Below are 18,058 nucleotides of genomic sequence, written 5' to 3'. Positions count from 1 at the left end.
ATCTCTAACTCAATCAAGGCAACTCCACAGAAGTAGGTTTAGCAACATGAGGCAAACCCCAACCTAATTTTTCGCGTAAAACTCGGAAAAATTCTGGTGATTGTAAACGAATAAACCGGGCACTGTAGGGAGACTTTTCCACTAAAACACGATCGGTTGGTAAAACATAACACCCAGCATTCCCATCTACTACCATTACCAATCGTTCCAAATTTACTGGAAAAATCGTCACAGGCTCAGTATTAGCAAACACCAAAGCACGAGAAGCCATCGAATGCGGGCAAATAGGTACTAATTGTAATACCTCCACATCAGGCGTAATTACTGGCCCACCAGCACTTAAAGCATAAGCTGTAGAACCAGTAGGAGTAGAAATAATCACCCCATCTGCGGCAACGTCAACCAATGCGTGTTTACCCACTTTAATTTCAAAGTGGCACATACTGGTGAGAGGTTCCCGATGAATCACCATTTCATTTAAACAAAGTGCTTCCCATAACAGTGCATTGTCCCGAAACACTCGCACTGCAATCATACTTCTCTGTTCAACTTCAAATTCTCCCGCCATTACCTTTTCCATTGCTAGAGGCAATTGATTCAGGTATGCTTCGGTCAAAAATCCCATGTGACCAGTATTGACAGTCAACAAGGGAATACCAAGGGATGCCACTTGACGAGCCGCTGATAGGACTGTGCCATCTCCTCCCAAGACTAAGGCAAAAGAGATTTCTTTGTCGAATCCTGGAGGTTTGAATAGGTCGATCGGTGTGTGGCAAACGGGGCTTTCGGGACTAGCATAGCCAAGAATGCCTCCTTCACCTGTCGTCATGACAACATCCCATCCAGCAGCTTTTAGCTGGTCTTTTAATTCGCCAGCAACACGACAAGCTACAGGTTTAACGTCGTTATAAATAATCCCAGCTTTGGGCACGCGAAAAAGTCCGATTTTTGGTCAATATGATAAACGATTTTAGTAGGGGACTAAAATCTTAAGGAAGTTTTTTTCTTTTTATTTTTCGTTTGACTCGCTTGATAATCTAACTCTTTAAGCTTCTTCAAAATCCGACTAAAGTAATCTTGTAAGTAAGCTTCTAAAGTAGTAGTTTCTTCAGGATTCAAGCCAAAAACAGGATAAACTGTTTCCATTGAAGCATTTAATGGTTTATCTGTCGCTAAAACTTCGGCAAATGCTAATCGATCGGCTAAATTCCAGCCCCATTGGAAAAACCGAGCCACATGACGTGCTGTACGCATTATGTTCATCGGTAGGCGAGTAACTTTAGCTTCTTGTCCAGATAAGCGTTCGCACAAGCGAATAATTTCCTCAGCTGTCCAAGCTCTTGTTCCCACAACGGGAAAAGTACCTTTTTCAGTTTCGGGAACAGACAAAGCACGAACGGCAAATTTAGCTACGTCTTGGGTATCCATGTAGGCGACGGGGGCACTTTGCTGAGTTACCCAAACTGCTTGTTTGTCCAAGATGGGAACTGCATACTGACCAATTAAACCTTGCATGAAACCACAGGGGCGGAGAATGGTGTAATTTAAACCTGATTCTGCCAAAAATAGTTCCGTACAGCGTTTAATTTCCATCAGCGGTACTAGGGGATATTTCTCGGCATCTAAGATGGAAAAGAAGATAAAACGTTCCACTCCAGCAGCTTTTGCCGCTTGAATTAATGCTACTTTGCCTTGCCAGTCTACCTGTTTAATGCTCAGGGAGTCTGTGGGACGAGCGGTGGCAGCATCAATAATTGCTGTGACACCTTCTAAGGCTGCGGGTAAGCTTGCTGGGTCACACAAGTCACCAGGAACTAATTGTGCGCCCCATTCTTTTAAAAAAGCTGCTCTTTTAGAACTTCTGACTAAACAGCGAACTTGGTGTCCCTCATCTAGGGCGCGACGGGCTATCTGCCTTCCCAAGGTGCCTGTAGCACCGACGATTAATAAGCTCATTCAGAATTTTAGTAAAGAATCTTAAACTTTCTATAAGATGTTATCAGAATTTGCTCATTAATGCTTGCTTTGGGGAGATGGGGAAATGGGGAGATGGGGAGATGGGGAGATGGGGGGAAATTTTTTAACTATATCTAAAACTCCCCCTACCTCCCTACCTTCTGCCTTCTGCCTTTATTATTCTTCTTTGCCTTGAATTTTCAGTAATGCAAAGCCCATTGATAAGCCTACAAGCACCAGGACAATAGCCAAGAATGCTGCATTAAAGATTTCACCGCTCATTAGTTAAGTGCTCCTTTGCCTTTGTGATGATTTCAAACCTGCAAAGTTAGTATAAAACAGCAAAGGGTATCTCTCCCTAAAAGAGTTGGGGTGGAAGAGAAAAATGAAAATAGAACAAAGTTTCTTTACAGAAAGTGGTTCGATACTCAGAAATGAGGATGAGCGTCCTTGTTTGGCGGTGACGTTGGGAGATCCAGCGGGTATCGGGCCAGAGGTGATTCTCAAGGCGCTGGCAGATCCTTGGGTGACGGATAATTGTCGGGTGACTGTGGTGGGGAGTCGATCGCTTTTGCAAAAAACCTACTTTCAGCTACAGCAAATGTTACCTGGGGAAAGTCTGGTCGATCCAGATTCTCTGTCAATATTAGATGTGGAAATTCCTAATGTAGATGGTGAAATTACTTTTGGTTGTGGTAATGCTGCTAGTGGGGCAGTCAGTTTTGCGTTTTTGGAGACTGCGATCGCCAAAACTTTAGCGGGTGAGTTTCAAGGTATTGTTACAGGACCGATCGCTAAGTCTGCTTGGCAAGCAGCGGGACATGATTATCCAGGTCAAACGGAATTGTTGGCGGAACGGGCTGATGCGGAACGGTTTGGGATGTTGTTTGTGGCGCGATCGCCTCACACTGGCTGGACTCTCCGCACTTTACTTGCTACCACACATATACCTTTAAGTCAAGTCCCTGAACTGCTGACACCAGAACTGATGAGCCGGAAATTAGATTTACTGGTTGGATGTTTGCAGAAAGATTTTGGCATTGCTGAACCGAAAATTGCGATCGCAGGTTTGAATCCGCATAGCGGGGAACAAGGACAATTAGGTGTTGAGGAGAAGTATTGGATCGGGCCTTGGTTGGAGTGGGAGAGGAAAAGGCGATCGGATATAGTTTTAGATGGCCCGATTCCTCCCGATACAATGTGGGTAAAACCTGGTCAAGCTTGGTTTGGTAATCGTAGTAGTGCATCTATTTCTACTTATGATGGATATCTTGCTCTTTATCACGATCAAGGTTTAATTCCAGTTAAATTGATGGCATTCGATCGAGCAATTAATACTACTATTGGTTTACCTTTTGTCCGCACTTCTCCCGATCATGGTACAGCTTTTGATATTGCTGGAAAAGGAATTGCTAATCCGGCAAGTATGAAAGCTGCTTTACAGTTAGCAGTGGAGTTAGTGAAGCAGCGAAGTTGAGCAGGGGGCAGGGGCGCAGGGGAGTTTAAGCAGCTATTGGGGAAGTATTTGATTCCCAATAAGTTTCGCTAACTAGAGATAGGTTTTGTAGATAGGAAGCAAAAACTTTGTTATAGAGAGCGCCCTGCCTCTTTTGGCGCAACAGAGTTACCGCATCAATACCACTCATGCCAAGATACATCAGAATTAACCCAGCTACCAAAGCCGATCGATTATGTCCCATTCCGCAATGAGCTAGTACTCGATGCCCACTTTTTATTAAACTCGCGCCGAGTCTAGCTAACGAGTGCAGCTTTTCTAAATTAGGTAAATCTCGATCTTCAAATGAGAAATAAACATAAAAAATCTGATTAGGCAGATATGGAACACCTGCATCCGAATCACCATCAAGATCGAAGATGACATCGATACTATTGTCAATAATAGGCTGCCAATCGTCTATATCTGGTGAAATGAATAACTGACCGTTTTGATCTATGGGAAAAAGTTCCATAATCCTTTTTTTCCTAAAGAAAATTTGGTAATTCTGCTATTGGCTAGTAAAGAACTCTGAGAAGAGTGCTACTTACTTTTTAGTTGCTTACTTTAGCTTTTGAAAGTACCCTCTTGGGGTAGTATTTTATTTGCCAAAAACAGAAAACTCAGGATTAGATGAATCACCAAAATTTTGATATAAAAAGAATTATGCTTGGTTTTTCCTGTGTTCCCCTGCTTTTTATTTTGTACCGTAAAGCCGATCGCCTGCGTCCCCTAAACCGGGAATAATATAACCATGTTCGTCTAAATATTCATCAACTGCTGCTGTGTAAATTGGTACGTCGGGATGTTGTTCGTGAAAATGGGCGATTCCTTCTGGTGCAGCTAATAAACACAAAAATTTCATTGATAAAGGGTTGAGTTCTTTTAATCTATCTACTGCTGCAACAGCAGAATTTCCAGTTGCCAACATCGGATCTACGATTAATACATCTCGTTGTTCAATATCGTGGGGCATTTTAAAGTAATATTCCACTGCCATTAATGTTGTAGGATCTCTATATAGTCCAATATGTCCGACTCTAGCTGAGGGAATTAATTCTAAAATTCCATCTAAAATTCCCTGTCCTGCCCGCATAATGGAGACAATTACCATCTTTTTTTCTGGGGCTAACATGGGCGCAGACATGGGGGAAAGTGGCGTTTTAATTTCTACATATTTTATTGTTAAATCTCTGGTTACTTCATAAGCTAATAATATGCTGACTTCTCTTAAAAGGTTGCGAAATTTTGCGGTACTGGTGTCTATTTGCCGCATTAATGTTAGTTTATGTTGAATTAATGGATGGTCAATTATAGTAACTTGTTGCATTATTCACCTTTTAAAATACGGTTCCGTCGCTGTCAATTTTTATTGGGGGAATGCCACCTGTTCTTAATTCTAAAGCAATTTTTCTGCCAGCAGTCCAAGTTCCGCCTTGCAAAACTTTGACTAATGGTAATTCTATGGCAGTCATGTTTAACTTTTTTCTAATTGTGGCAGCAATGCGATCGAGCAGAATAACAGTTAACGCTCTCCATTCTACAATTAATTCAGACCCGACGGAATGAGTTTTTTGGAAATTTGCGGGATTTTTCAATTGTAATAAACCAATATCTAAAAATAAACCGCCGTTGCGATATTCAGGTAAACCTGTTAATTGATTTAATTCAGTAATTTCTACACTTAATTCTTGCAAGGGTTCTAATAAGGAATAAGTTAACCATTGAGAGAGTTTGTGAAAGGGGATAAAGCGATCGCTTTCCTGAGTTCCTTCCAAAGCAGAATGAATCCAAACATCGCCTAAATTAATGCCATCAAGTGTTAATCTTCCCGGCCAAATTTCTCCCAATCCTGTTAACACTGCATTTAATACTTGACTAGCACTTAATTGATGATTTCCCTGATTTAATAAGTAGTCTACCATATTTCCTGGTCGGGGATTTTCCTGACCAAATATTTCGGGTTTTTCATTTAAAACTTTTCCCAAACTTTGCAGTAATTTTAATCTTCCTTCTGACCCAACTAAAATATTATTTTCCCTTACTTGAAATCCTTGTTGTAATGCTGTTAAATCTAAACTTTGTAATCCTTTAGCATCGGCTTGCCAAAGTAAGCCTGAGTTACTCGAAAAAGCACCTTGCAAAAACATCCGAAAACTTGCTACTGCTAACCCTTCGGAACGACGAAATACTTGTCCCGTTTCCTGTTCCAAATACTGCCAATTTGCGCCAGCGCCAGCATCTAATAAAACGCTAATAATTGCCAAATCAAACTTAACTTTCGCCTTTTCCAAAGGTGAAAATTCTGCCAAAGCTGCATCTAATTCAGCGATGCGGGAAACATTCCCTACCTCAAAATGCCGCCAACGACTATGAAAAGGAATATCTAAATTAGGATAATCATCGCGCATTACTTGAATAACATAATCAGCGCATCTTTCCAACTTGCTTAAATCAACCCGAAAATAGCACAACTTATCATCTAATGCTAAATTAAAAAGACGATCGCACCTTTCTCGAATTGCCGCTGGACTTTGTAAATAATCAATCAACTTCTTCATCTGCGTTCATCTGCGTTCATCTGCATTCATCTGCGTTTAAAAAAAGTATTATTCGCACCACCAAAATTTAACGCCAATATCTGTAGTAAAAAAATAGGTAGTAGCAAAGAGATTATATCCCAAAATCTACTACCCATTACCTATTCTGATAAACTTCTGCCTTTGATTTGAGAAAGTGCGATCGCATCAGGAACTTCTTTAGGAGTATAGTAACCAGCAGCTTGTTTTGCTGCTATTTCCACCTGTGCATCTTCAGGAATTCTATGATCGGGAATAGCGATTCTTTCGATTACTTGAATTCCCGAATTTACAATAGCATTGTACTTCATATCGCTCATAGAAACCAAGCGATCGATCCGCGTAATTCCCAACCAATGCAACACATCTGGCATTAATTCTTGGAAGCGCATATCTTGCACACCTGCGACACATTCAGTGCGGGTGAAATAGGCATCGGCGCGATCGCCACCTTCTTGACGTTTTCTCGCATTATAAACTAAAAACTTAGTGACTTCTCCTAATGCTCTGCCTTCTTTTCTTAAATAAACAATTACTCCCACACCACCAGCTTGTGCTGTTTGAATACACACCTCAATTCCATGTACCAAATAAGGGCGACAAGTGCAAATATCCGAGCCAAAAACATCCGAGCCATTGCATTCATCATGTACGCGAACTGCTAATAATTTCTCAGGATCGGTAATTGCTTCCACATCGCCAATTATATAAACCGTATTGCCGCCAATTGGAGGTAAGAAAACGTGCAAATCTGGGCGAGTTACTAATTCAGGAAACATCCCACCAGTTTGCTGAAAAAGCACTTGTCGCAGGTAGCTTTCTTGAACATTTAATCTTTTGGCAATTCCTGGTAAATACCAAACTGGATCGACCGCAATTTTTGTCACTACTAAATTTCCGTTATCTTTTAAGATTTTGCCATCTACCTGCAAAATTCCCTGATTAACCACTTCTTGCAATTCTGGCATATTAATATGAGCTTTAGTAATTGCAATAGTGGGGCGAATGTCGTATTCTTTTTGATAGTATTCTTGGAAAACTTCGCCGACTACTGCACCAAAAGGATCGAGCGAAACTATTTTATCTGGATCGGACCAACTAGGATAAGGGCCAATATGAACTACTGGAGAAGTATTAGTTAAATCTGGACGATGATTTGCTTGCAGTGTGCCGGAAGCGATCGCCAAAGCGCGATAAACTGAATAAGAACCTGAATGAGTGCCAATCACATTTTTTTGGGCAGGATTTGTTAAAGTTCCAATAATTGGCCCACGTTTTGTTGCCTCAATTTCTCCCCAATGAATTGACACTGGTTTTTGACTCGTTCTACCAGGATGAGATGTGAGAACAATATGTTTGTATTTAGATGTTGTTTTGGGCTTTTCCATAAAGTTGACTCTGCATTATAAACTAATATCATAGCAAATCAAACTGAAAATTCGTGTGTTCTAAACAGCATAATTTTGTTAAATTAAATTTTAATCTCAACAACTAGTGCAGCTTGGCAGAATAACTATACAGTTAAAAACAAGTAGAAACAGCTTTGTGTTAACCTTGTTTCCTGCTGTCTTTTTGTACTAGCAAAATACCTTTGTTATTTAATTTATAGGGTCGTATCTCCAGATACAAAAAACTCATCATTGACTAACTTAGAATATAAACTTTATAAATAAAGTCGAAGTGATAGAATATCCTAAAATTTGGGAATACTATCATAAAAGGCAAAACTTAGTAACTCACTGAAGAAACATACATGAAATTTCATCCACCTTTAATTGGCGTTACCACATCTATTCAAAGTAAAACAAATGACTACTGTCTGCGGCACGAATATATAACAGCGATTCGTTTAGCAGGTGGTTTGCCAATGTTAATACCACCAGGCGAACCTAACTTAAATAGTATATTAGAATGGGTAGATGGTATTATTTTTTCTGGAGGAGGCGATCTCGATCCTGCTACATACAATGGCGTAGATCATCCAGAGATTTATCATGTGAATCGGGAACGCGATCGTTTTGAATTATCCCTAGCTAAATTAGCCCTAGAAACAGATATTCCTATTTTAGGAATTTGTCGCGGATTAGAAATATTAGTAGTTGCTAGTGGCGGTAAATTAGTACCACATTTACCTGATGAATTCGGAGAAAAAATCATCCATCGCCAAGCCCAAAGTTGCCCTGCTGAACATAGCGTACAAATAATTCCCGGAACTCATCTTGCTAACATTATTGGCACCGAAGAAACAAAAGTTGTTTCATGGCATCATCAAGCAGCCAGTAATATCCCCAAAGGTTGGCGATTAGCAGCAAAAGCAGCGGATGGAGTTATTGAAGCACTAGAACATCAGGAGCATCCTTGGGCTTTTGCTATTCAATGGCATCCTGAAATATCTTTAAATGATGCCCGTCAACAGCGAATTTTTCGCACTTTTATTCATACAGCACAGCAACGCCAAATGATGCTTTCGCAAAAAGCTAGTTAATTATTATAACTATTGTGCATCTTTGTCTCATTTTCGCTAATTGTAATCATATTAGCGACAAATATACATTTTCATCTTAAAATAGCTGGTAAATCTTTCCCTTTATAGATGGATTTCCTGGATAAGATGTCTTATTCCTTACTTGAATTACCGATCTCAGTATTGACTTTGTAGCCGATAGTTCAATCATCCTGAGACAAACTGTTAAATTCCAATTAATATGAACTCAGATCAAAGTGGATGGCTGGGATTCCCTAAAACTAGAATAAAGCAATATTTAGCCAAAGTTACTTTAGTTGCGATCGCTTACTTTGTCGGAGGAAAGTTAGCAGTTTCTCTTCCAGGCGTGGCACTCTTAGGTTCTTCGGTATGGCCTCCCGCAGGGATTGCCCAAGCTGCACTATTATTATTAGGATTACGTTATTGGCCTGGAGTAGCTTTAGGGGCATTTTTCTTCGAGATTGTAGGGATCAAACCCTTATTAACCCTAGTATTATTAGCAGCTTTTGGTTCTACTTTACAAGCAGTATTTGCAGTTGTTTTACTGCGTCGTTTAGACTTTAATTTATCCCTGAATCGTCTCAGAGATGTAATTATTTTTATCGTATTTGGAGCGATTATTTCAACCCAAATTAATTCCTTTTTAGGGCCATTCCGAATGTGTTTAGTCGGGCTAGTGGACTGGAGTCAATATTGGGAAGTACGCTGGAATTGGTTCCTGGGAGATGCAATGGGAATTTTAATATTTACCCCATTATTATTAGTTTTATTTCAGCCAAAATCAAAAATTAAGTACCATCAAATAAACATAAAAAACCTTAATAAAAAGTGGTCAATATCGATAGTTTTACTAATTTTATTAATCACAGTAAGTTGCATTGTCTTTACAGCTAAAACTGAAGCAGCAATTTCCCGTTATCCCCTAGAATATTTACCTTTCCCTCTGATTATTTGGGCAGCCATTCAATGGGGACAGCCTGGTGCTGTTTTTGCTTCCTTTCTGATCTCTTGCATTGCAATTTGGGGAGTGATTAATGGAGGAGGCCCTTTTATAGCTAAAGGCGAAAATATTAATCAGGCTATGCTATTTTTACAAGCTTTTTTGGGAGTAATTACCATGACTTCTTTGTTATTAGCTGCTACCGTAACCGAACAAGCTTCATCTGAAAAATTACTGCGACAAAGTGAGATTAAATATCGAGAATTGGTAGAAACAGGAAATAGTATTATCGTCAAACTAGATACTAACGCAAAAATCACTTTTTTTAATGAGTTTGCCCAAAAATTCTTCGGTTTCTCGGAAGCAGAAATTCTGGGAAAAAGTCCTGTTGGTACTATTATTAGCCAAAACGATAAAGCGGAAAAATATATTGGAGCGATGCTCATTGATATCGCCCAAAATCCAGATTTATATTTGCAAAACGAGCAGGAAAATATCCGTAAAAATGGGGAAAAAGTTTGGGTATCTTGGTCAAGTAAAATGTTATTAGATGTTCGGGGTAATTTTATTGGAATTATTGCTATTGGAACCGATATTACAGAACGCAAAAAAGCTGAATGTGCAGTACAAAAGTTGAATGAAGAGTTAGAAATTAGAGTAAAAGAAAGAACAGCTACCCTAGCAGCTACGGAAGCTGAACTGAGAGCATTATTTGATGCAATGACTGATGTAATATTGATAGTTGACTATCAAGGATATATGCTCAAAGTTGTTTCCACAAACCCGTCGCTTTTGCTAAAACCTTTATCTGAACAAGTAGGAAAAACCTTACACGAAATTTTACCAACAGCACAAGCTGACATTTGTTTTAACCATGTACAAACTGCTTTGGCGACGCAAAAAACTATTAATTTTGAGTACAGTTTAGCGATCGATAATCAACAGATTTGGTTTTCTGCTAATATTTCGCCTTTGTCAGGTGAACAAGTGATTTGGGTAGCTAGGGATATTAGCGATCGCAAAATTTTAGAAGACAAGCTACGCGACTCTTATGCTCAATTAAATACTCTTTTAGAATCAATGACTGATGTCATATTAGTCATTGACTCTCAAGCCAAAAATATCGATGTTGCACCCACAAATCCCCAACGTTTTTATGGATCTAACATTGATATTATCAGTCCAACTATAGAAGAATTTTTAGTTGGTGAAAAAGCCGAGACTTTCTTAAGTCAAATTCACCAAGCACTAGAGACAAAACAAACCGTTAATTTTGAGTATAATTTGCTGGTTGATGAAACGGAATATTGGTTCTCCGCCAGCATTGCACCAAAATCTGAAGATTCAGTAATTTGGGTAGCCAGGGATATAAGCGAACAGCAAGCTGCGCTACGCGAACGCAAAAAAGCCGAAGCCGAATTACGGTTAGAAAAAGAGCGATCGGAACTATTATTACTCAATATTTTACCAGAACCCATAGCCACTAGACTCAAAGAAGATAGCAGCGTCATTGCTGAAAGTTTTAATGAAGTAACAATTATGTTTGCCGATCTGGTTGGCTTCACATCACTTTCTACCAAACTACAACCTATTGAATTAGTTAACTTACTCAATGAAATCTTTTCCACCTTTGACCAACTAGTAGAAGAATTAGGCTTAGAAAAAATTAAGACAATAGGTGACGCATATATGGTAGCAGGAGGATTACCAATTCCGCGAAAAGACCACGCAGAAGCGATCGCAGATTTAGCCCTAACCATGCTAAATATTATGCAGCAATTTCGGTTAAGTATCGACGAAGAACTGCAAATTCGCATTGGTATCAACACAGGAGTTGTTGTAGCTGGAGTCATTGGCAAGAAAAAATTTATTTATGATTTATGGGGTGATGCAGTTAATGTTGCTAGCCGCATGGAATCTCACGGAATACCTGGTTATATTCAAGTGACAGAAGCTACATATCAACTGCTAAAACATAAATATTTGTTTGAAAAACGCGATCAAATTCATGTTAAAGGAAAAGGCATAATGACAACTTACTTTCTCATAGGTAAAAAGGAGTAGGGTAAAGGGTAAAAATTAGCTTCAAAAATTCCCCTTTCCCCTTTCACTTTTCACCTTTTAATTAATGAGTCTGAAGTAAAATTTGAAACTGCGATTCGTCAATCCTACCAGCTTGATGCAGAGTTTCGGCTATTTCGGAAATAGTTAAAACTGCATGACCACGATAACCATTTTCCCTTAATCTATCCTTTACGCCTTTTTCATGGTCGATAAACACCACAATATCTTCCACTTTTAAACCAGAAACTTGCAACTTTTCAGCACCTTGCATCACGCTTTTACCAGAAATCAAAATATCATCCACCACCACAACTTTTTCCCCTGGTTGATAATACCCTTCAATTACTCTTTGAGTTCCGTGTGCTTTCACCTCTTTTCGCGGATAAATCATCGGACGATGTAAGCGCAGAGATAACCCGGTTGCTGTGGGTAAAGAACCATAAGGGATTCCCGCTATTCTGTCAAACTCCAAAGTTTCCAAAATTTCTGAATAGGCGCTTAAAATTTGATGGAAAATTTGCGGTTTAGAAATGATGATTCGCAAATCAATGTAATAAGGAAAAACCGCGCCAGAAGCTTGTACATGATCGCCAAAAATGATGCAACCAATGTCATAAAGTTGCAAAATTAAATCTTGATGGGGATGAGAAGGAGAAGGTAGCACATCAGAAAGCCAAAGATTACAAGAGGGACTGGTTTGCACAATGCGTAGGCGTTCCTGATTTACTAAATCTCGCAATTCTTCCACTGATTTACGAATATTTTCCTTAGTTCCCTCGGTAATTTCTGGAGATATTGGAATTAGTAAACCCTCTCCTTGGGTATCTAAACCAGCTGCTAAAATACTCGACAAATCAAAAATTTCGGTAACACCTTCTTGCAATAAAATTAATCGTTCTGGCGCAGCTTGACGAATATTAGTCAAAATATCCAACTTCGCTACACCCACTTTTAATCCCAATTGTTCAGGTGTTCCCCAGCTTTTCGCTTCCTGTACCAAATGTAAATAAAAAGGACGACTCGAATCGGGGAACTCTTGCAATGCTTGTGCACTGGCGTTAGGATGAGCGCATTGGATAAACACGGCTTTATCTGGATAGACCAAAAATGGTGCAACGTGATCTAGTCCTGCTAAAGGAGTTAAGGTGACAGCATCTACTTGCCATTGTTCAAAGACCATTTTGGCAAAGACTGTGCTGGTGTGGATATCGCTGTGTTTAGCGTCCAAAATTACGGGAATTTCTGGGGGAATTCTCTCCAAAGTGCGCTTAAGTAGTTCTAATCCTAGAGTTCCTAATGCGCGGTAAAATCCCAATATCGGCTTGTACGCACAGACTAAATCGGCTGTTTGTTCAATAATATAGTCCAACCTTTCCCAAACTTGCCCTAACAAGCGGTCATGATCCTGACTATTTTGCCCAATTACTACCTCGTCCAAGTCTGGATCGAGGGCTAGGTACAGTAAACTTTGGTTACGTTCGATCGCATACAATAACTTATCAAAAAATTGCATTGGTTAGCCTTTCTGATAACATCTACTAAATATATTCCTCCATTTCCCAGCCGAAAAAGTGTGCAATCTCTTCAGTTAATATAAAAGGGTCAAAGGGTTTAGAGATAATTCCTTTAATACGCAACTCAAAAATAACTTGGGGATCGGTCAGGTTGACTTTTGCACTTAGGAGAATTACTGGGATCGATCGCCCTTCTGGTCGAGAGCGCAACTCTCTTAAGAAGGCAAGCCCATCCATTCCGGGCATCATGACATCTAAAACGATACCATCAGGTTTATCTGCTATTACTTTAACTAAACCCTCTTGACCCGATGCAGCTGTGACAACATCCCACCCGGCAACATCCTCCAAACATCCTTGGACAACCGCCCGAACATCGGGTTCATCATCAATAATTAAAACTCGTTTTGTTGACATACACAACATATCTTTGTTAAACATGGGACAAATCCCACCGATTTTCTGGGAATTACGATGTAGGGGTGTAATCTCAATAGTTGAATTTGCTACTGTCTTATCGATCGTGGTTTCTCCAAATCTCAATGTAGTCATTTTTAATTCTCTTAATCAAACAGTTGTTTTGTTGTTTTTCAGAGAGCTGGCACCATTGTCAACAAGCTTTGAAAAACGGGGATTATTTACTAAAAACCTGGGCTTTCAGCTTTAGCTATTTGAACACTTACGCAAATAAACCCCAGATTCTCTGTTTGCGTAGCTTGTGCCTAGCATATAAAAATCGTGAGTTTGGCAACGAGAAATCGCGCAGAAACCGAGTTTTTAGTCCTGCTGCAAGATCTGAGTTTGTTAAAAAATGTGATCCAGTGCCAGTTTATTTGGAAAATTGATTACGCCATAAAATTGTAGATCCGTTTTTCTTTACTTTAAAAACGAATTATGAAGATCTAATGAAGATTAGAGAAATTCACGACTCCCAACCAAAAACGCTGGCAACTAGGTCTACTAATATCATAGGATCGAACGGCTTCATAATTAGACCGACAATGCCTAAACTGGCAAATAGTTTTTGTTCTTCTGGTAAAACTTTAGCCGTTAACAAAGCAACTGGAATAGTTCGGGTTTGGGGATTTTGCTGAAGTTTTTGTAATGCTTCAAGTCCTCCCATTCCTGGCATTGATACATCCATCAAAATGCCATCTAGTTGTTCTTGTGCAGCGATTTGCAATCCTTGTTCGCCAGAATCTGCTATCATAACTTCCCATCCAGCAATTTCTTCCAAGCATCCTTGGATAACTGCTCGAATATCGGCTTCATCGTCAACAACTAAAACTCGTTTGCTCATCAGATTGTAGATTTTAGATTTTTCTCACATTCCAACAAGGAAGAGTGAAGTAAAATGTACTGCCTTCGTTTAAGACACTTTCTACCCAAATTTTACCACCGTGCTGTTCGATAATATTACGACAAATAGCCAGTCCCAAGCCAGTACCGCCTTTTTCACGAGCGTCGGAAGCATCGACTTGTTGAAATTGTGCAAAAATGCTTTCTAATTTATCTTGTGGAATACCTCGACCTCGATCTTTGACTGAGAAAAGCACGGAGGAAGGAAGTTGTTTTTGGGTCAATAAATGTTCAGGAATAACTTTAGTACTGATAGTAATGGTTGAATTTGGCGGGGAGAATTTAATCGCGTTACTCAGGAGATTGGTTAGTGTTTGAACCATTGCATCCGCGTCTGCCCAAACTTCGACTAGAGAGGGTACAATACACAGCTTAATCTGGTTTTGTTCGGCTTGAGTTCGCATCACATCAACTGATTGTTTGATGAAGTCAGCAGCAGCACACCAGCGGAAGTTGAATTTTGTTTGTCCTGATTCTAAGCGGCGCAAATCGAGAATGTCGTTAACTAGGCGCACTAGACGATCGCTTTGTCTAGCAGCAATAGCAATCATCTCCTTCATCTTTTCTGGTTTTTTATCATATACTCCACCAGCAACCAAACCCAGAGAACCACGAATTGAAGTTAAAGGCGTTCTGAGTTCATGACTGACTACCGAAATAAAGTCTTTTTTCATCTGGTCAATTTTACGTTGTTCGGTAATATCTTCCATGACTCCGACAAACAGAATGGTTTTTCCATCCCTTGACTTAATTGGTGCGGTTCGTACTTGGGTATAACAAACTCTTCCTTGACGATCTTGATAGCGCAGTTCGTTAAATACCCCTTCGTTACCTGTACTAACTAAATCTGACCAATATTGAAACGCCCATTCGCGATCGTCAGGATGAATAAATTCTTTCCAACTATCTCCCAACGTTTCTTCCATTGATGCAGCGACGATCTGCTGATAACGGGTATTGGTATAGATAAATTTGCCTGTAACATCGCATAGGAAAATGCCGATCGGAGAAAACTCACTCACAGAACGAAACATCTGTTCACTTTGACGCAAAGCTTCTTCCATGCGTTTACGTTCAGTAATATCAAATAAGCTAGAACGAGTCATGAAAAAGTTCCCGTCTCGATCTCGGATCGCAGTGGCGTTTACGTTCACCCAGCGAGTTGTCCCATCTTTGTTGAGCATTTCACACTCTAAATTATCGAGACAACCTTGTTGCTTAAATTTGTGAAAGTTCTGCTCAAAAATGTGTTTACTTTCCGGGACGATCAGATCGACAAATTTCTTTTTGTGCAAAATCTCTTCCCGGCTATAACCCAACCAATTCAATTCTGTATCATTGATGCGAATTATTAACCCATCACTATCTAAAGAGTGATAGCCACAGGGAGCGTTATTATAAAGGTCTTCAATTTCCTGAGCATTTTTCTGTAAGGCTAGTTCTGCTTGTTTGCGGGCAGTAATGTTGTTATTGATTTTGAGGATTTTTATCGGTCTACCCATCTCGTCTTTTTGCACTATCCAACGGCTAGCTACGATTAGGCATTGATTATTCCGATCGCAATTTGTTAATTCTCCTTCCCAGTAACCTTGCTCTAACACTTGGGCTTTAATCTCTGTTAATGGTTGGGGAAATTGAGTTTTCAAAAGAATATAAGATTTCTTTCCCAAGGCTTCGGCTTCAGTCCAACCATACATTCGTTGCGCCCCTTGGTTCCAGAAAGTAATTACTAAATTCAAATCTAGAGTCATGATTGTATCATGAGCCAAATCTAGTAATTTGGCTTTTTCTAATAACATAAATTGAGTTTTTTGCTGTTCTAATAAAGCTTTTAGTAAGCGGTCGTTAACTAACGTTAGTTCTGCGGTTCGTTCAGCTACTCGTGCTTCGAGTTCGGCATTCAATTGTTGTAAAGTAAGTTGGGTTTGTGTGCGTTCCGTAATATCTCGACAAACACAGAATCGCAGGATATCTTCTTGCCATTGGATAACACTATAACTGATTTCTACATCGTAAATTGAGCCATCTTTCCGGCGGTGGCGAGTCTCAATCACTCCATTTTTTAATTTAATGCTGTTATCTAGAAATTGCTGAAGTTTTTCGGGATTTAACTGAGCATCCCAGTCAACAGCATTCATCTGGGCAATTTCTTCTGGTGTGTAGCCCAGCATCTCGGCAAATCGAGGATTGGCATCTAATACATTTCCTTGCCGATCTAAAGTGACGATACCATCGAATGAAGTATGGAATAGGGTTTGAATCCGAAGCGCAGCTCTGGCTAAATCTTGTTCTGCTTGTTTGCGCTCAGTAATTTCTTCACAAACAGTATTGATCCCAATAATTTGCTCCCCATCTCTTAAAGGCAAAAAACTTTCTAACCAAATACGTTTTACTCCAGGTTGCGCTGGAGTTTCTCCAGTAATTTCCACATTAAATAAAGGTTCTCCCGTTTCCAAAATTGGACGCAACAATCGTTCAGTAGTATCAGCCAAATCCGGTAGTAACTCGCGGATTGTCCGACCGATATGTGCTTCAACAGATAACCCATTCATTTCTGCCAATCTTTGATTAATTCGCACAAAGCGAAGTTCAGTATCCAAAACATTCAAGCCAATGGGGGCAGAGTGGTAGATAGTTTCGATTTCAGTTAGTTGCCGCTGAATTTGGTTTTGACTTTCCTGTAGGGCAATTTCTGTTTGTTTCCGGGAATCGATCGCCATAATCGTTCCCGACATTCTTATTACTTTCCCTTGTTCGTTATAAAAAGCTTTTCCCCATCCTTCAATCCAGTGAACGCTACCATCTGCCCAAACAACCCGAAACTCACGTTGATAGGGAATGCGATTTTTTAAACATTTTTTGATCGTCTGAGTTAACCCCTTTCGGTCTTCAGTATAAACACAAACATCAAAAGTTTCATATCTACCATCAAAAGTACCAGGCGTTAAACCAAGCAATATTTCATATTCTGGCGACCAGGTGATTTTCCCCGTTACTCTATCCCAGTCCCACATCCCCATTTGTGCAGCATTCAAGGCTGTTTTTAAGCGTTCACCGCTCTCTTGTTGCAATTTCCGGCTTAGTTGTTCAACTTTGCGTTTGCTCTCTTTTAAATTGGCACTCAGAAGATTAATAATTAGGGCAACTATAGTCAAAGTACTTAACCGTAGCAGGTCATCAAAAATAGGTATTCTATGGTAGATTGGGGGAAATAAGAAGTATTGGATTGCGAGTACTGAGAGCACAACAGTTACAATACCTAGATAAATGCCGCCATACCAAGTACTCACAATCACGGCAATGTAGAAAAACGCGCAACTGGTCTGCGTCATTAATGGTTCTATCCCAAGTGTCAGTAACAGGGCGATTCCTGTAGAGGCGATCGCCACTACGTAGGGCAATAACAGGCGATACGCTCTATATTTCATACTGCTTTCACTGGAGTTACAATTTTCCGACTAGTGCAAGAAGGCTCCAAGGCAGAGGGCAGAAGGAAAGAAGGTTTTTCTGTTCAGTTTTTCAACCTTTTTTCAACTGTTTAATTATTTCTGCCCAGCTGCTCTAGTAGTTTTCAGCACTTAGCTATCTTTATCATACCAAGTTCGACTAGCTGGCGAGTAGGGATTGGGGAACTGGGGACTGGGGAGGTGGGGAGATGGGCAGGGC

14 protein-coding genes are annotated in these 18,058 nt (G+C 39.9%); 3 read left to right on the top strand and 11 right to left on the bottom strand.

Translation table 11 applies throughout. From position 1 onward, the window contains the following. Nucleotides 1–13 precede the first annotated feature (13 nt). The 3 genes from IQ264_RS25120 to IQ264_RS25110 all read right to left on the bottom strand — a co-directional run bounded on the left by IQ264_RS25120 (nucleotide 14) and on the right by IQ264_RS25110 (nucleotide 2,238). Complete coding sequence (locus IQ264_RS25120; RefSeq protein ID WP_193984034.1) at nucleotides 14–931, bottom strand: NAD(+) kinase; 918 nt, start codon at nucleotides 929–931, stop codon at nucleotides 14–16. Nucleotides 932–981: 50 nt separating this feature from the next. Continuing rightward, nucleotides 982–1,956, bottom strand: a complete 975-nt coding sequence (locus tag IQ264_RS25115; RefSeq protein ID WP_193984032.1) for an SDR family oxidoreductase — start codon at nucleotides 1,954–1,956, stop codon at nucleotides 982–984. Nucleotides 1,957–2,133: 177 nt separating this feature from the next. Continuing rightward, nucleotides 2,134–2,238 carry a PetM family cytochrome b6-f complex subunit 7 gene (locus IQ264_RS25110; protein ID WP_073594361.1) on the bottom strand — a complete coding sequence of 35 codons (105 nt, stop codon included), beginning with the start codon at nucleotides 2,236–2,238 and terminating at the stop codon, nucleotides 2,134–2,136. A 103-nt stretch (nucleotides 2,239–2,341) separates the two neighbouring features. On the opposite strand from IQ264_RS25110, the gene pdxA reads away from it, so the two are divergent. Continuing rightward, entirely contained in the window at nucleotides 2,342–3,433 is a 1,092-nt protein-coding gene (gene pdxA / locus IQ264_RS25105; RefSeq protein ID WP_193984030.1) for a 4-hydroxythreonine-4-phosphate dehydrogenase PdxA, read from the top strand. Nucleotides 3,434–3,458: 25 nt separating this feature from the next. Here the strand turns inward: pdxA and IQ264_RS25100 are convergent, their stop codons facing one another. The 4 genes from IQ264_RS25100 to IQ264_RS25085 form a co-directional block, all read right to left on the bottom strand. Next, nucleotides 3,459–3,926 (bottom strand): protein-tyrosine phosphatase family protein, encoded by a 468-nt coding sequence (locus tag IQ264_RS25100; RefSeq protein WP_193984028.1) that lies wholly within the window; start codon nucleotides 3,924–3,926, stop codon nucleotides 3,459–3,461. 222 nt (nucleotides 3,927–4,148) lie between these two features. Continuing rightward, nucleotides 4,149–4,781, bottom strand: coding sequence for a uracil phosphoribosyltransferase (gene upp, locus IQ264_RS25095; RefSeq protein ID WP_228061805.1), 633 nt, complete (start codon nucleotides 4,779–4,781; stop codon nucleotides 4,149–4,151). Between the two features lie 10 nt (nucleotides 4,782–4,791). After that, nucleotides 4,792–6,012, bottom strand: coding sequence for a URC4/urg3 family protein (locus IQ264_RS25090; RefSeq protein ID WP_193984026.1), 1,221 nt, complete (start codon nucleotides 6,010–6,012; stop codon nucleotides 4,792–4,794). A 140-nt stretch (nucleotides 6,013–6,152) separates the two neighbouring features. Then, nucleotides 6,153–7,418, bottom strand: a complete 1,266-nt coding sequence (locus tag IQ264_RS25085; RefSeq protein ID WP_193984024.1) for a GTP cyclohydrolase II — start codon at nucleotides 7,416–7,418, stop codon at nucleotides 6,153–6,155. Between the two features lie 365 nt (nucleotides 7,419–7,783). Between IQ264_RS25085 and IQ264_RS25080 the strand changes: the two genes are divergently transcribed. Then, complete coding sequence (locus IQ264_RS25080; RefSeq protein ID WP_193984022.1) at nucleotides 7,784–8,515, top strand: gamma-glutamyl-gamma-aminobutyrate hydrolase family protein; 732 nt, start codon at nucleotides 7,784–7,786, stop codon at nucleotides 8,513–8,515. 220 nt (nucleotides 8,516–8,735) lie between these two features. Then, nucleotides 8,736–11,519, top strand: a complete 2,784-nt coding sequence (locus IQ264_RS33180) for an adenylate/guanylate cyclase domain-containing protein (protein ID WP_228061804.1) — start codon at nucleotides 8,736–8,738, stop codon at nucleotides 11,517–11,519. A 61-nt stretch (nucleotides 11,520–11,580) separates the two neighbouring features. Here the strand turns inward: IQ264_RS33180 and IQ264_RS25060 are convergent, their stop codons facing one another. The 4 genes from IQ264_RS25060 to IQ264_RS25045 all read right to left on the bottom strand — a co-directional run bounded on the left by IQ264_RS25060 (nucleotide 11,581) and on the right by IQ264_RS25045 (nucleotide 17,820). Next, the gene (locus IQ264_RS25060) at nucleotides 11,581–13,032 is read right to left on the bottom strand and encodes a bifunctional orotidine-5'-phosphate decarboxylase/orotate phosphoribosyltransferase (RefSeq protein WP_193984001.1); all 1,452 of its coding nucleotides are present in this window, start codon (nucleotides 13,030–13,032) and stop codon (nucleotides 11,581–11,583) included. 25 nt (nucleotides 13,033–13,057) lie between these two features. Next, nucleotides 13,058–13,585, bottom strand: coding sequence for a response regulator (locus IQ264_RS25055; protein WP_228061803.1), 528 nt, complete (start codon nucleotides 13,583–13,585; stop codon nucleotides 13,058–13,060). Between the two features lie 370 nt (nucleotides 13,586–13,955). Next, nucleotides 13,956–14,333, bottom strand: coding sequence for a response regulator (locus tag IQ264_RS25050; protein WP_228061802.1), 378 nt, complete (start codon nucleotides 14,331–14,333; stop codon nucleotides 13,956–13,958). 13 nt (nucleotides 14,334–14,346) lie between these two features. Next, a complete protein-coding gene (locus tag IQ264_RS25045; protein ID WP_193983999.1) occupies nucleotides 14,347–17,820 on the bottom strand; it encodes a PAS domain S-box protein in 3,474 nt (1,157 codons plus the stop codon). Nucleotides 17,821–18,058: the final 238 nt, after the last annotated feature.

It is taken from the genome of [Phormidium] sp. LEGE 05292, from assembly GCF_015207735.1.
In the GTDB taxonomy this organism is placed as follows: domain Bacteria; phylum Cyanobacteriota; class Cyanobacteriia; order Cyanobacteriales; family Aerosakkonemataceae; genus Floridanema.
Note: the sequence above shows the minus strand (reverse complement) of the source record. Positions and strands in the feature narration are given on the sequence as shown.

What these genes read in the sequence shown, in the direction of transcription:
- IQ264_RS25045 (WP_193983999.1), bottom strand. Translation starts at nt 17,820, where the DNA reads ATGAAATATAGAGCGTATCGCCTGTTATTGCCCTACGTAGTGGCGATC.
- IQ264_RS25060 (WP_193984001.1), bottom strand. Translation starts at nt 13,032, where the DNA reads ATGCAATTTTTTGATAAGTTATTGTATGCGATCGAACGTAACCAAAGT.
- upp (WP_228061805.1), bottom strand. Translation starts at nt 4,781, where the DNA reads ATGCAACAAGTTACTATAATTGACCATCCATTAATTCAACATAAACTA.
- pdxA (WP_193984030.1), top strand. Translation starts at nt 2,342, where the DNA reads ATGAAAATAGAACAAAGTTTCTTTACAGAAAGTGGTTCGATACTCAGA.
- IQ264_RS25100 (WP_193984028.1), bottom strand. Translation starts at nt 3,926, where the DNA reads ATGGAACTTTTTCCCATAGATCAAAACGGTCAGTTATTCATTTCACCA.
- IQ264_RS25115 (WP_193984032.1), bottom strand. Translation starts at nt 1,956, where the DNA reads ATGAGCTTATTAATCGTCGGTGCTACAGGCACCTTGGGAAGGCAGATA.
- IQ264_RS25085 (WP_193984024.1), bottom strand. Translation starts at nt 7,418, where the DNA reads ATGGAAAAGCCCAAAACAACATCTAAATACAAACATATTGTTCTCACA.
- IQ264_RS25055 (WP_228061803.1), bottom strand. Translation starts at nt 13,585, where the DNA reads ATGACTACATTGAGATTTGGAGAAACCACGATCGATAAGACAGTAGCA.
- IQ264_RS25110 (WP_073594361.1), bottom strand. Translation starts at nt 2,238, where the DNA reads ATGAGCGGTGAAATCTTTAATGCAGCATTCTTGGCTATTGTCCTGGTG.
- IQ264_RS33180 (WP_228061804.1), top strand. Translation starts at nt 8,736, where the DNA reads ATGAACTCAGATCAAAGTGGATGGCTGGGATTCCCTAAAACTAGAATA.
- IQ264_RS25080 (WP_193984022.1), top strand. Translation starts at nt 7,784, where the DNA reads ATGAAATTTCATCCACCTTTAATTGGCGTTACCACATCTATTCAAAGT.
- IQ264_RS25090 (WP_193984026.1), bottom strand. Translation starts at nt 6,012, where the DNA reads ATGAAGAAGTTGATTGATTATTTACAAAGTCCAGCGGCAATTCGAGAA.
- IQ264_RS25050 (WP_228061802.1), bottom strand. Translation starts at nt 14,333, where the DNA reads ATGAGCAAACGAGTTTTAGTTGTTGACGATGAAGCCGATATTCGAGCA.